This is a genomic window from Bradyrhizobium sp. SRL28 (genome assembly GCF_018596315.1).
Taxonomy (GTDB): domain Bacteria; phylum Pseudomonadota; class Alphaproteobacteria; order Rhizobiales; family Xanthobacteraceae; genus Bradyrhizobium.
The window spans coordinates 43,544-57,694 of sequence record NZ_JAHEAG010000001.1; the positions used below are offsets into that span (position 1 = coordinate 43,544).

A 14,151-nucleotide genomic window follows, 5' to 3' on the forward strand; every position below is an offset into this window, starting at 1 on the left:
CGCGCTCACTCCACCGGGAGCACGTCCACGGCCACGCCAAGCTTCTGCTTGCGCGAGCCGACAATGATGCCGTCGACCGGCGAGACGTCGGAGAAGTCTCTGCCCACTGCCAGAATGATATGATCGTTCTCGACCATGATGTCGTTGGTCGGATCGAACCCGACCCAGCCGAGTTCCGCGCCGCACCACACCGAAACCCAGGCGTGGGTGGCGTCGGCGCCCTGCAGGCGCGGCTTCCCGCGCGGCGGAATGGTGCGCAGGTAACCGCTGACATAGGCCGCCGGCAGGCCCAGCCCGCGCAGGCCCGCAATCATCACATGGGCAAAATCCTGGCACACGCCGTGGCGCTTCTCGAACACCTCCTGGAGCGGCGTCGAGATCACCGTGGCCTTCGGGTCGTACCTGAAATCGTTGCGGATGCGGCGCATCAAATCGGCGGTGCCTGAAAGAATGCCGCCGCCCGGCGGGAAACTCGCCGCGGCATAGGCGGTGACCGGCGCCTGCACCGGCACCAGCGCGCTCGCAAAGACATAGCCTATCGGCGAAGCCGGGCCGAGACTGGTGGCCTCGAACGCCACATCGCGGATGTCATCCCATGACGGGCTCGGCGCGGCGCGGTCGGGCACCTGGCGCGACACCGAAACCCGCGAGCGGGAATCGATCCGCAAATTGCGATGTGCGGCCTCGATCAGCACGCTCTCGGTATGGGTTCCGAAAAAGTCGTGCCGCACCGTGCGTTCGGCCGGCCGCGGCCGAATCTCGACCGAATGGGAGATCAATTGCTGCCCGTCGGCCGACTTCGGCTCCAGCCGCAGCGAGCACCGCGCAAAACTCACCGGGCTTTCGTAAGCGTATGCCGTGACGTGACGGATGTCGTAGATCACGCGAGACCCGTCAGCTTCTCCGGCCGGCTCGCATTGGGCCCGTGCGGGAAGTAATGCAGGCCGATGGCGTCGGCGAGATTGAGCAGGTCCTGCTCCAGCGCGAACAGGGTTTTGACATCCAGCGTCGCGGCCTCGGCTGTCGTCAACATCGCCTGCAATGCCACCGCCAGCCGCTGCGGCCGCTCGATCAGGCCGTGCTCCTTCAGGCTCGGGAGTGCGGCGATGTGATCATTCAGCGTCGCCACCTGAAACGCCACCGAGCGCGGATTATAGGGATCGAGCACCGCGAGATCGCGCACCGGCGCCAGTGCCGGGCCGACCAGATAGCGCGAACGATAGGTGATCTGGCAATCCACCAGCGTCAGCAGAACGTCGAGGTCTTCTTCGCCGGCTTCGTCATAGGCGAACTGCCGCGCGAACCGCGCGGTGTTGATGGCGCGCTCGACACGGCGGCCCATGTCGAGGAAGCGCCAGCCGGCGGCGCGATTCATGTTTTCCTGCGCCAGGCCGGCAAGGCTTGCCAGTTCCTGCAGCGTCAGTTCGGCGGCGCTGACGACGCTGTCATCGTCGTCGACCTGCAAGGCGAGACGCTCCACCATCTCGGTGATGATCTGCCAGGCGTCGGGCGAAAGCCGCTCGCGCAACGAGCTCGCGGTACGCTGCGCCGATTTTGCCAATGACAAAGCCGAGCCGAATTTGTCCGGGCTCTGCAGCGCCTCGGCGACGACCCTTGCGGGGTTGGTCCGCGTCGCCTGCGAGGTCGCGCCCCAGGTCACCAGAAGCCGCTGGATGCGCTCGACCGAGGGCAGCGTGGTCGACGATCCCTTGACGGGGTCGCGCATCGGCGCACCGAGCGCGCGGATCAGCCGCAGCGTCGCCTCGGCACGCTCGAGATAGCGGCCGAGCCAGAACAGATTGTCCGCGGCGCGGCTCGGCACCACGCCGGCGATGCGCCGGATACGCACGGCTTCGGCAGCTGGCAGCAGCGTCGAAGCCGAGACCGCCTTGTCGGAGACAATCCAGACATCCGCCGACCGCGCCCCGTCACCCATCGACACCGCGCGCGCATCCGCCTGTTCGGCGATCCGGCAGAAACCGCCGGGCAGGATGGTCCAGCCCTGGGGCGTTGCCGCGGCAAATACCCTGAGTACGAACGGGCGCGGCGTGATCCGGCCCTGCTCCCACACCGGCGTTGTCGACAGCCGCACCAGTTCCTGGCCGACATAATCGATGCCGCGATCGGCGATCGCGCTTCTGAGCCGGTCGCGCTCGGCAGACGACAACTCGCCGGCGAGCACGGGACCGTTGCCGGAAAAGCCCGGAACGGGCCGGCCGTAGGCGCCCTCGATCGCGAAATCCTCCAGCCGCGACAACACTTCCTCGCGCGCGGACTTCTGACCGCACCACCATGTCGCGATGTGCGGCATGATCAACCTCTCGCCGAGCAAACGCCGGCACAGGCTTGGCAGGAAGCCGAGTAGCGCCTTCGCCTCCAGCACGCCGGAGCCCGGCATGTTGGCGACGACGACGCCGTCCTTTCGCAGCACATCGATCAGGCCGGGCACGCCGAGATGCGACGAGGCGTCGAGTTCCAGCGGATCGAGGAAATTGGAATCGACGCGGCGCAGCAGCACGTCGAGCCGCTTCAGGCCGGCGACGGTACGGATGTGGACGCGATCGCCGCTGACCGCGAGGTCGTCGCCCTCGACCAGAAGAAAGCCGAGATAGCGCGCCAGCGTCGCGTGTTCGAAAAAGGTTTCGCTGAAGACGCCCGGCGTCAGCAGTCCGATCCGCGGCTCGTCGCGATCGGCGCTGGCGCGCAGTGAATCCCGGAACGCCTCGAAGAACGGCGCCACGCGCTCGACATTCATCGACTTGTAGAGATTGGAAAAGGCGCGCGACAGCACCAGGCGATTTTCCAGCGCGTAGCCCGCACCCGACGGCGCCTGCGTGCGGTCGTTGAGCACCCACCAGCGCCCATCGGGGCCGCGGCCGACATCGGCCGCATAGAGGTGAAGATGGCGGCCACCGGGCGGTTTGACGCCGCAAACCGCGCGCAGATATTCGTTGCTGCCGGCAATCGCAGCCGCCGGCACCGCGCCATCGGTGACCAGCCGGCCCTCGCCATAGAGATCGCGCAGCACCATTTCGAACAATTGGGCGCGCTGGGCGATGCCCGTGGTCAGTTGCTGCCAATCGGCCTCGTCGATGATCAGCGGCAGATGGCTGAGCGGCCACAGCCGGTCGGCGGTCTCGCCGGGCGCGCGGTAGGTGACGCCGGCCTCGCGCAGATGGCGGTCGGCGGAGGCGAAGCGCCGCTCGATATCGGCTGGCGAAAGTGCGGCGAAGGCATCGAAGAAACGGCTCCACGCCGTGCGGGGCGCGCCGTCCTCGCCGATATATTCGTCGGGAATGCCTGGCAGCCGCGCATAGTCGCGCGTCCATTGCGCAATCCGGCGCTGGCCCGGACGGGCCTTGCTTTCCTGATTGCTGCCTTGGTCTGCCATTCCGATTCCCCGAGAGCGTCGCTCCCGATTAGATCAGGAGCGGCGTCCTCAAGTCGAGCGTCAAGGGGAATTCATTTGTGCGTTCCTCGGGCGCGGGCTCGATTCTGCCCGGGGTGTGGCCGTGGTCCTGAAACCGGGCCAGCCGACGGGCTTCCGCCTCATAGGAATTGACCGGCTTGGTGTCGTAGCTGCGCCCGCCGGGATGGGCGACATGGTAGACGCAACCGCCGAGCGAGCGGCCGTTCCAGGTATCAATTAAGTCAAATGTCAGGGGGGCGTGGACCGGGATGGTCGGATGCAGCCCCGAGGCCGGCTGCCAGGCCTTGAAGCGGACGGCCGCGACCGCCTCGCCGGCGCGACCGGTGGATGTCATCGGCATCCGCCTGCCGTTGCAGGTGACGACGTGACGGCCTTCGACGAAGCCGGTCGCCTTGACCTGCAAGCGCTCCACTGAAGAATCGACATAGCGCACGGTACCGCCGGCCGAGCCTTCTTCGCCGAGCACGTGCCAGGGCTCCAGCGCCTGACGCAATTCGAGCCCGACGCCGCCATGATGGACGCGGCCGAACACCGGAAAACGAAACTCGAGTTGCGCCGAATACCATTCCGGCGAGAATTCGTAGCCGGACTGTCTGAGCTCTTCGAGCACACCCAGAAAATCCTCCCAGAGGAAATGCGGCAGCATGAAGCGGTCGTGCAGCGCTGTGCCCCAGCGGACGAACTTGCCCTGCTGCGGTTCGCGCCAGAGCTTGGCGATCAGCGCGCGGATCAATAATTGCTGCGCCAGCGACATGCGGGGATCAGGCGGCATTTCGAGCGCGCGGAATTCGACCAGGCCGAGACGGCCGGTCGGCCCGTCAGGCGAATAGAGCTTGTCGATGCAGATTTCGGCGCGATGGGTATTGCCGGTGATATCGACGAGGATGTGCCGGAACAGGCGGTCGACCAGCCATAGCGGTGCCTCGATATCAGGCGGCGGCACATGGGCCAGCGCGATTTCCAGCTCATAGAGCCCGTCATGGCGGGCCTCGTCGATGCGGGGCGCCTGGCTGGTCGGGCCGATGAACATGCCGGAGAACAAATACGACAGCGACGGGTGGCGCTGCCAGTACAGCACGAGGCTTTTGAGCAGATCAGGGCGGCGCAGGAACGGCGAATCCTGCGGCGTCGAGCCGCCGACCACAATGTGATTGCCGCCGCCGGTGCCGGTGTGACGGCCGTCGACCAGAAAACGGTTGGCGCCGAGCCGGACTTTGGCGGCGTCTTCATACAGGCCGAAGGTGATATCGACCGCCTCGCGCCAGTTTTGCGCCGGCTGAACGTTGATTTCGATCACGCCGGGATCGGGCGTCACCTTGATGACCTCGACGCGCGGATCGTAGGGCGGCCCGTAGCCTTCGACATGAACCTGGAGCTGCAGTTCTTCGGCGGTCGCTTCCACCGCCGCGATCAGTTCGAGGTAATCTTCAAGCTTCTCCACCGGTGGCATGAACGCGCACAAGACGCCGTCACGAACCTCAACTGATGTCGCCGTGCGAACCGGCTTCGGTTTTGGTTTGGGCTTCTGCGCCGGCTTCGCCGGCACGCCGTCGGCTACAGCGTCCTTGTCTTCAGTTGCAAGTTCGAGCCGCGGCTCCATCGGATCCTGCTCGACGACATAAGGGTATTCTTCCGGCGGGACATGCGGCAGCGATGCCATCGGCAGCCGTAGCCCGAGCGGAGAGTCGCCCGGTATCAGGAACAGATGGCCGCGCTTGAGCTGCCAGCGCTCGCTCATCCAGCCCTTCATCGATCCTTGGGCGTCCTCGCCCGCGTGCTGGATCGGCAGCACAAACCCCTTGGGTTTGTTGAGCCCCTCATCGAACACCCGCGCCATGCGCGAGCGCTCTTCCGCGTCGGCCAGCTTGGAGTCGCTGGGATCGACGTTGACCGGAAGTGCCGCTTCCTTCTGCAGCCAGTGTACGGAATCTTCATAGGCCGGCATGACATAACCGGCATCCAGCCCGAGCCGCTTCGCGGTGCCTTCCATGAATCGTTGAGCGTCTTCGATTACCGCCTTGCGCGGGTTGTCGATTTTCGCGATCAGCCCGGCATTCTTCCAGATCGGCACGCCGTCCTTGCGCCAATAGAGGCCGAAGGCCCAGCGCGGCAGGCTTTCGCCCGGATACCATTTGCCCTGCCCGTAATGTAACAGCCCACCCGGCGCAAAGCGGGCGTACAGCTTGCGGATCAGCTCATCCGCCAGTGCCTGCTTGGTCGGGCCGACCGCGGCGATGTTCCATTCCGGCGATTCCAGATCGTCGACGGAGACGAAGGTCGGCTCGCCGCCCATGGTCAGCCGCACGTCGCCCGCCCGGAGATCGGCGTCGACCTGTTCGCCGAGCGCATCGAGACGCGCCCAGGATTCGTCGGAGAACGGCCGCGTGATCCGAGGCGCCTCGCGAATACGCTTGACGCTCATCTCGAAACCGAATTCGACATTGGCGAAGCCTGCGCTGCCCGAGATCGGCGCCGCCGAGCGATAATGCGGCGTGGCGGCGACGGGGATATGCCCCTCGCCCGTCAGCATGCCGGAGGTGACGTCGAACCCGATCCACCCGGCACCCGGCAGATAGACCTCGGCCCAGGCGTGCAGATCGGTAAAATCGCTTTCGACCTCGCGCGGCCCCTCGACCGGATCGATGTCGGGACGCAATTGCATGAGATAGCCGGAGACGAAACGCGCCGCGAGGCCGAGGTGCCGGAAGATCTGGATCAACAGCCACGCCGAGTCGCGGCACGATCCCGAGCCAGAGGCCAGCGTCTCTTCCGGCGTCTGAATGCCCGGCTCCATCCGGATGACGTAGCTGATCTTTTTCTGCAGTTGGGCGTTGAGGTCGACCAGAAAATTGACGGTGCTGTCGGCTTCGCGCGGAATCTCCTTCAGGTAGGCGGCGAACAACGGCCCCTGCTCTGACGTGGCGAGATACGGCGCGAGTTCGGTCTTGAGATCGCTGGTGTATTGAAACGGAAAGGCACTGGCGCTGGGCTCGACGAAGAAGTCGAAGGGGTTGACGACCGTCATCTGCGCGGTGAAGTCGACTTCGATCTTCAGCTCGGACGCCTTCTCCGGAAACACGAAGCGCGCCAGCCAGTTGCCTTGCGGGTCCTGCTGCCAGTTCACGAAATGATTTGTTGGCGTGACCTTGAGCGAATAGCTCAGGATCGGCGTGCGCGTATGCGGCGCCGGGCGCAGGCGAACGGTTTGCGGGCCGAGATCGATCGGTCGGTCGTATTTGTAGTGCGTGACGTGATGTAGTGCGACGTAGATCGACACGGACCGGAAACTCCAGCGGCTTTTTTAAGCAGAACACTGGTTCCGGGTGGGATCAAGCATTAACAACGGGCACGGAGTGCCTACGGGAAGTGCGGAATTAACTCCTCGTCGTCCCCGCGAACGCGGGGACCCATACCGCGTGATCTATCAATGAGGCAATGTGGCTGCCACCTTCCGCAAAACCGCGGCCTGTGGTTATGGGTCCCTGCTTTCGCAGGGACGACGATAGAGTGTGCGTATTCTCACATCGTCGCCCCAAGCACCCATGGCGCGAACTCGGCGCCGCCGAAGTCAAAACTCTCGCTCTTGGTCGGCTGGCCGGATGCCGTTTTCAGCATCAGTTCGAAGATGCGCTGGCCGCATTGCTGCACGGTTTCCTCGCCGTCGAGGATGGTGCCGCAATTGACGTCCATGTCGTCTTCCATTTTCTTGTACATCGGCGTGTTGGTGGCGAGCTTGATCGAGGGCGCCGGCTTGCAGCCGAACACGCTGCCGCGACCCGTGGTGAAGCAGACCATGTTGGCGCCGCCGGCCACCTGCCCAGTCGCCGCGACCGGGTCGTAGCCGGGCGTATCCATGAACACAAAACCCTTCTTGGTGATGGGCTCAGCGTAATTGAGCACGTCGACCAGATTGGTGCTGCCGGCCTTGGCCATCGCGCCCAGTGATTTCTCCAGGATCGTGGTGAGGCCGCCGGCTTTGTTGCCGGGGCTCGGATTGGCGTTCATCTCGGCGCCCTCGCGCCTGGTGTATTCCTCCCACCAGCGCATCAGGCCGACGAGCTTTTCGCCGACTTCTCGGCTGACCGCGCGCCGGGTCAGGAGATGTTCGGCGCCGTAAGTCTCGGGCGTCTCCGAGAGGATCACGGTGCCGCCATGAGCAACCAGGAGATCGCTCGCCGCGCCCAAGGCCGGATTGGCCGAGACGCCGGAGTAGCCGTCGGAGCCGCCGCATTGCAGCGCCACCGTTAGCTCGCTCGCCGGCACCGGCTCGCGCTTTACCTTATTGGCGTCCGTCAGCGCTTCCTTCACAAAGGCGATGCCGGCCTCCACCGTCTTGCGGGTGCCGCCGACTTCCTGGATGTCCATCGCGCGCAGGCGGCCGGCGAGTTTCTGTTCCTGCATCAGGCCGCCGATCTGGTTGACCTCGCAACCGAGGCCCAGCACCACGACGGCGGAGAAATTCACATGCCGCGCGTAGCCGCCGAGCGTCCGGCGCAGCAGCGCCAGCGGCTCGTCCTGCGTCATGCCGCAGCCGGTCTTGTGGGTCAGCGCGACCACGCCGTCGACATTGGGGAAATCGGCCAGCGGGTTGTCGCCGGTAAATGGATTTTTCTTGAACATGTCGGCGACGATGCCGGCAACATGGGCGCTGCAATTCACCGAGGTGAGGATGCCGATATAGTTGCGGGTCGCCACGCGGCCGTCGGCGCGGCGGATGCCCTCGAAGGTCGCGGGCAGATCGAAATTCGGCACCGGCTTGACGTCGACGCCATAGGCATAGTCCTTGGCGAAATCGCCCATGCCGCAGTTCTGGGTGTGCACATGCTGGCCCGGCGCAATCGGCGCGGTGGCAAAGCCGATGATCTGGCCGTAGCGGCGGACCGGCTCGCCCATGGCAATCGGCTTGATCGCCACCTTGTGGCCCGCCGGGATCCGCTCGACCGTGGTGACGCCATCGGCCACCACCATGCCGGGCGGCAGGCTCGAGCGCGCGATCAGCACGCCGTCGTCAGGGTGCAGGCGAATGACGGGTGCCGGGGTCATTGGGTACCTCCTCAGGGTTGGTGAGCAGCGAGTGGTGAATCGAACGATCCCTACTCGCCACTCCCTATCGCGTCTTCGCTACTTAAGCCTTGCCAGCGGAATCCTTGCGGGTCTGGTTCACCTGCATCTTGGCGTAGGTCATCATCAACCCGCTCTCGTTCGACAGCGTTACGAGCTTGAAACCCATGTTGATGGCGCGCACCGCCCCCTCGGCGCCGGAGCAGTGGATGCCGGGATTGAGGCCGCGCTTGCCGCACTCCTTGATGATCTTCTCGTAGATCTTGAGGATTTCGGGTTCGTCGCGGTCGAGCTTCGGCACCAGCCCATAGGAGAAGCCGAGATCGGAGGGGCCGATATAGACGCCGTCGATGCCCTCGACGTCGAGGATCGATTCCATGTTTTCGACCGCGGTCCTGGTCTCCATCATCGGCAGCAGCACGATCTCGTCGTTCGCCGTCTGCTGATAGGTGCCGGCCGAACCGTACATGCCGGAGCGGATGGGGCCGTTGGAGCGCGTGCCCTTCGGCGGATATTTGGCGTACTGGACCAGGTTCTTGGCTTCCTGCGGGGTGTTGATCATCGGGCAGATCACGCCATAGGCGCCGCCGTCGAGCACCTTGCCGATGATGCCGGGCTCGTTCCAGGGCACGCGGACCATCGGGGTCACCGGGTGGCCGTTCATCGCCTGAAAGCATTGCACCATCGAGAGGTAATCCTGCACGCCGTGCTGCATGTCGACGGTGACGCTGTCGAAGCCGCATTGCGCGATCACTTCAGCGGAGAAGCCGGAGGGAATCGCGAGCCACGCGTTCACCACGGCCTTGCCCGAGGCCCATACTTTCTTGACGTTGTTGGTAGCCATTGATCGCTTTCCCTTTGTGATCGTTACGATTGTTGGAGTTCGCGGAGTTGATTAGCTGGTAGCGCGCTGAATGGCGGTCTCGCTGACGCCGACCTCGCGGGCGGTGTTGACGATCGCAGCCCAGGTATCATCCGGCAGCGGTACGCCGTTCTTCGTTCGCTCGGCGCGCATCTTGCGTTCGGGATCGCCGGGGACCAGCACGGACTCGACGCCGGCGATCGGCTTGGTTTCCCGAATGAAGTCGGTATAGCGCGAGATTTCGCCGTCGAAGTAGTTGGTCGTATCGATCACCTTGGGGTCGATATAGAAGGCGAGCATCCCGTTGGCGAATTGCCGGCCGCCTGACGTCGCGCCGGTGCCGGTGAGCGCGCCGCCGAGCAACTCGCAGATGAAGGCCAGCCCCGAGCCCTTGTGCTCGCCGAACGCGCGGATCGCCCCCGTCCCCTGGGTATGGTCGCGCGGCCCGTCCGGGGTGTAGGGACCATAGAGCACGGACGGCTCCTCGCTGAGCGTGCCGTCGGCATCGACCAGCGCACCGGTCGGCAGTTTCTTGCCGCCGCGGCTTGCCACCAGCACCTTGCCTTCGGCCACGATCGAGGTGGCGAAATCGAGCACGATCGGATCCTGCCCCTGGCGCGGAATGCCGACGCAATAGGGCGCGGTCGAGAGCCGCTTCTGAACCCCGCCATACGGCGCCACCAGCAGCGAGCCCGCAGCGTTGACAAAATGAACCGACACCAGCCCTTCGGCAGCGGCCATTTCCGCCCAGTCGCCGACACGGCCGATGTGCCCCGCGTTGCGCAACGCGACCGCGGCTAACCCCGCCTTCTTGCATTTTTCGATGCCGGTCCGCACGGCGAACGGCGTCACGGTCTGGCCATAGCCGAACTTGCCATCGACCACGGCGAGCGACGGCGTATCGACGACAATCTCGGGGGTCTGGTTGGGGACGACGTTGCCGGTCTTCTTCCAGCGGATGTAGACCGGAACCCGGATCACGCCATGGCTGTCATGGCCCGTGAGATTGGCAGTGGTCAGATAGGTCGCGATGCGCCTTGCTTCCTCGGGCGAGGATTCCGAATGAGAAAAAACCTCGGCGACAAAATCGATCAGGTTGTTGACTTGTATGGTGACCATTTTCGGATTTCAGCCTTGTCCTAGCGCCGGGGCGGCCTGTGTATTGGCGGCGAACCCCAAGACTCCCGCGCCGGTTTTGATGACCGGCTTGGCCGGCACTTTGAGCGAAAAATCGCGCGTGTGTCTACCATTAGACAAATGATTGCAATCATTTGCCCGGCCGTTATGCATCGGGCCGCTAGCATCATGCAAATTTGCGCTTACTCGTCGGCCTCGGCGTCTGCCTCACCGGCCACTTCCATTTCCGCAAGGCCGCGCTCGAGCTCGGCCAGCATATCCTGCAATTCGGCAAGCTTGCGGGCGCCATAGCGGCTGGTGATCTCGGCGTAGATCGCCTCCGAGGTCGGCGCGACGGCCTCGATCAGCTTCAACCCCTTGGACGAGATCGACACCTCGCCGCGGCGCAGATCGGCCTTGGCGGTTCGCCGTTCGATCAGATCGCGTGCTTCGAGGTCACGCAGGATTCGCGACAGGCTCGGACCCAGCAAAAAGGCGACACGGGCCAGTTCGGTCACCTCGATGGTGTCCACGGCCGTCAGCGCGCGCAGGATGCGCCATTGCTGCTCGGTCAGGCCGTGGTTGCGCAAGGACGGACGGAACTGCCGCATGACCGCTTCACGGGCGCGCAGCAGCGACATCGGCAGCGAACGCGAGAATTCGCGCATCGGCGCGCGGCGGGCTTCCGTCGTTACCGCCGGGTCCGAACGCGCTCCGTTCGGCGATTTCTTGCCTGCCATCTTCAGTGGTCCGCCATCAGGAATCGTCGCTTCCGGAAAGGATAAAGTTTTGCGGCGCAACACGCACCAAATCAGTTTGCAGCGGACAACTTAACATGTTAAACAAATTTCAGCACCCGCTTTTTGCTGAAGTAGCTGGACGCCCATGGCCCTTTCCAGAGACGAAATCCGCAAGTCTGCCGAGCGGCTCGATCAGGCCGAAAAGACCCGCACGCAGATCCGGCAGCTTTCGCTCGAACATCCCGGCATAACGATCGAAGATGCCTACGCTATTCAGAAAGCCTGGGTCGAGATGAAGGTCGCCCAGGGCCGCATCGTGAAGGGCCACAAGATCGGCCTGACCTCGAAGGCGATGCAGAGCGCGCTCAATATCGACGAACCGGATTCCGGAATCCTGCTCGACGACATGTTCTTTGCCGATGGCGGGCTCGTCCCGTCAGACCGTTTCATCGCGACCCGTATCGAGGCCGAACTCGCCTTCGTGATGAAGTCGCGGCTTTCGGGGCCGGACTGCACGATGTTCGACGTGTTGAACGCGACCGATTTTGTGGTGCCGGCGCTGGAGATTCTCGATACGCGGGTGGAACGCGTCGATCCGCAGACCAAAGCCACCCGGAAGATATTCGACACTATCGCCGACAATGCCGCGAATGCCGGCATCGTGCTCGGCGGTCGTCCGATCCGGCCGATGGATGCCGACCTGCGCTGGATCGGCGCGCTGTGTTTCCGCAACGGCCAGCTCGAGGAAACCGGGCTCGCGGCCGGCGTCCTCAACCACCCCGCTACCTCAGTGGCTTGGCTTGCCAACAAGATCGCGCCGAACGGGCTGGCGCTGGAAGCCGGGCAAGTGGTGCTGGCGGGATCGTTCATCCGCCCGATCGAGACCCGCAAGGGCGACACGATCCAGGCGGACTACGGCCCTTACGGTTCGGTGAGCTGTTACTTCGCCTGATGCGTTAGGAAGATTGGAGCCATCGCAACATGCCGCACTTTACGATTGAATATTCAGGCAATCTCGATCGCCACGTCGACATCGGCGCGGTCGTGGAGCTGGTTCGCAAGGCCGCGGTCGAAACCGGCATCTTCCCGCTCGGAGGTATTCGCGTCCGCGCCGTCAGATGCGAGCACTATGCGATCGCCGACGGCCGCCAGAATTACGGCTTTCTCGACATGGTGTTGCGGCTCGGCGAGGGCCGCGACCTCGCCACGCGCAAGAAGGCCGGCGAACATATTTTCAAGGCCCTGTCGGCCTATCTCGACCCGGTGTTTGCGAACGAAAAGTTCGCGCTGTCGTTCGACATGCAGATCAACGACAAGGAAACTAGCTGGAAACGCAACAACATCCACGAAGCTCTGAAGGTGGAGACTGCGCATGGATAAAGTGAGCCCCAAGGACATGTTTCAGGCCAACCACGACCGCGCAGCTCCCCTGCTCGCCAAGTTAAAGAGCGAAGGCATCGGGCACATGATCGACGGCAAGACCGTGCCGTCGGTCTCCGGCCAGACTTTTGAGACGAAGTCTCCCGTGGACGGCGCGGTGCTGGCGTCAGTGGCGCGCGGCAATGCCGAAGACATTGACCGTGCGGCAAACGCAGCCGCGCTCGCCTTCAAATCCTGGCGCGACATGTCGGCCACGGCGCGGAAGAAATTGCTGCATCGCGTGGCGGACGCCATCGAGGACCACGCCGACGACATCGCGGTGCTGGAATGCATCGATACCGGCCAGGCGCACCGCTTCATGGCCAAGGCCGCGATCCGGGCGGCGGAAAACTTCCGCTTCTTTGCCGACAAATGCGCCGAGGCGAGGGACGGCCTCAGCACGCCGAGCGAGGAGCACTGGAACATCTCGACCCGGGTGCCGATCGGCCCGGTTGGCGTCATCACGCCGTGGAACACGCCGTTCATGCTGTCGACCTGGAAGATCGCCCCGGCCCTGGCCGCCGGCTGCACTGTCGTGCACAAGCCGGCGGAATGGTCGCCGGTGACCGCCGACCTCCTGTCAAAGCTCGCGAAACAGGCCGGCCTGCCCGATGGCGTGCTCAACACTGTCCACGGCATGGGCGAGGAAGCTGGCAAGGCGCTGACCGAGCATCCCGCGATCAAGGCGATCGGCTTCGTCGGCGAGAGCTCCACCGGCTCGGCCATCATGGCGCAGGGCGCCCCTACCCTGAAGCGCGTGCATTTCGAGCTCGGCGGCAAGAACCCGGTGATCGTGTTCGACGACGCCGATCTCGACCGGGCGATGGATGCGGTTGTCTTCATGATCTACTCGCTGAACGGCGAGCGCTGCACCTCCTCCAGCCGGCTTCTGGTTCAGGAGGGCATCGCCGGAAAATTCATCGAAAAGCTCACAGCCCGGGTAAAGGCGTTGAAGGTCGGCCACCCCCTCGATCCCGCCACCGAAATCGGGCCGCTGATCCATGAGCGGCATCTCGCCAAGGTCTGCAGCTATTTCGAGGTTGCCAAAAAGGACGGCGCCACCATTGCGGTCGGCGGAAAGCCGCATGATGGCCCCGGCGGCGGGCATTATGTGCAGCCGACGCTGGTCACCGACGCAAATTCAAAAATGCGGGTGGCGCAGGAGGAAGTGTTCGGCCCGTTCCTGACTGTGATCCCCTTCAAGGACGAGAAGGACGCGATCGAGATCGCCAATGGCGTGCAGTATGGCCTGACCGGCTATGTCTGGACCGGCGACATGGGCCGCGCGCTACGCGTCGCCGATGCGCTGGAGGCCGGCATGATCTGGCTCAATTCCGAAAACGTCCGCCATCTGCCGACGCCGTTCGGCGGCATGAAATCATCAGGCATCGGCCGCGATGGCGGCGACTACTCGTTCGACTTCTACATGGAGACCAAGCACGTCTCGCTCGCCCGCGGGACGCATAAGATTCAGAAACTCGGCCTGCCCTCATCCTGAGGAGCGGGCGCAAGCCCGCGTCTCG

10 protein-coding genes are annotated in these 14,151 nt (G+C 64.3%); 3 read left to right on the forward strand and 7 right to left on the reverse strand.

All coding sequences use genetic code 11. From position 1 onward, the window contains the following. Positions 1–5: 5 nt before the first annotated feature. The 7 genes from KIP88_RS00175 to hpaR form a co-directional block, all read right to left on the reverse strand. Entirely contained in the window at positions 6–884 is an 879-nt protein-coding gene (locus KIP88_RS00175) for a transglutaminase family protein (protein ID WP_214485808.1), read from the reverse strand. Beyond that, a complete protein-coding gene (locus KIP88_RS00180; protein ID WP_214485809.1) occupies positions 881–3,391 on the reverse strand; it encodes a circularly permuted type 2 ATP-grasp protein in 2,511 nt (836 codons plus the stop codon). Before KIP88_RS00180 ends, KIP88_RS00175 begins: the two co-directional genes overlap by 4 nt. A gap of 28 nt (positions 3,392–3,419) precedes the next feature. After that, positions 3,420–6,707 carry a DUF2126 domain-containing protein gene (locus KIP88_RS00185; RefSeq protein WP_214485810.1) on the reverse strand — a complete coding sequence of 1,096 codons (3,288 nt, stop codon included), beginning with the start codon at positions 6,705–6,707 and terminating at the stop codon, positions 3,420–3,422. A gap of 242 nt (positions 6,708–6,949) precedes the next feature. Continuing rightward, positions 6,950–8,473: a UxaA family hydrolase gene (locus KIP88_RS00190; protein WP_214485811.1), complete on the reverse strand. Its 1,524-nt coding sequence runs from the start codon at positions 8,471–8,473 to the stop codon at positions 6,950–6,952. A gap of 82 nt (positions 8,474–8,555) precedes the next feature. Next, the gene (locus KIP88_RS00195; protein ID WP_214485812.1) at positions 8,556–9,335 is read right to left on the reverse strand and encodes an HpcH/HpaI aldolase/citrate lyase family protein; all 780 of its coding nucleotides are present in this window, start codon (positions 9,333–9,335) and stop codon (positions 8,556–8,558) included. Positions 9,336–9,386: 51 nt separating this feature from the next. Further along, on the reverse strand, positions 9,387–10,472 hold the full coding sequence (locus tag KIP88_RS00200) for a malate/lactate/ureidoglycolate dehydrogenase (protein WP_214485813.1): 1,086 nt from the start codon (positions 10,470–10,472) through the stop codon (positions 9,387–9,389). A gap of 200 nt (positions 10,473–10,672) precedes the next feature. Beyond that, positions 10,673–11,209, reverse strand: coding sequence for a homoprotocatechuate degradation operon regulator HpaR (gene hpaR, locus KIP88_RS00205; RefSeq protein ID WP_249790441.1), 537 nt, complete (start codon positions 11,207–11,209; stop codon positions 10,673–10,675). A 145-nt stretch (positions 11,210–11,354) separates the two neighbouring features. On the opposite strand from hpaR, the gene hpaH reads away from it, so the two are divergent. The 3 genes from hpaH to hpaE are packed head-to-tail and all read left to right on the forward strand — an operon-like array spanning position 11,355 to position 14,126. Then, positions 11,355–12,161 (forward strand): 2-oxo-hept-4-ene-1,7-dioate hydratase, encoded by an 807-nt coding sequence (hpaH, locus tag KIP88_RS00210; RefSeq protein ID WP_214485814.1) that lies wholly within the window; start codon positions 11,355–11,357, stop codon positions 12,159–12,161. Positions 12,162–12,190: 29 nt separating this feature from the next. Beyond that, positions 12,191–12,589: a 5-carboxymethyl-2-hydroxymuconate Delta-isomerase gene (locus tag KIP88_RS00215; RefSeq protein ID WP_214485815.1), complete on the forward strand. Its 399-nt coding sequence runs from the start codon at positions 12,191–12,193 to the stop codon at positions 12,587–12,589. After that, the gene (hpaE, locus tag KIP88_RS00220) at positions 12,582–14,126 is read left to right on the forward strand and encodes a 5-carboxymethyl-2-hydroxymuconate semialdehyde dehydrogenase (RefSeq protein ID WP_214485816.1); all 1,545 of its coding nucleotides are present in this window, start codon (positions 12,582–12,584) and stop codon (positions 14,124–14,126) included. The genes KIP88_RS00215 and hpaE overlap by 8 nt, the downstream gene beginning before the upstream one ends. Positions 14,127–14,151 lie beyond the last annotated feature (25 nt).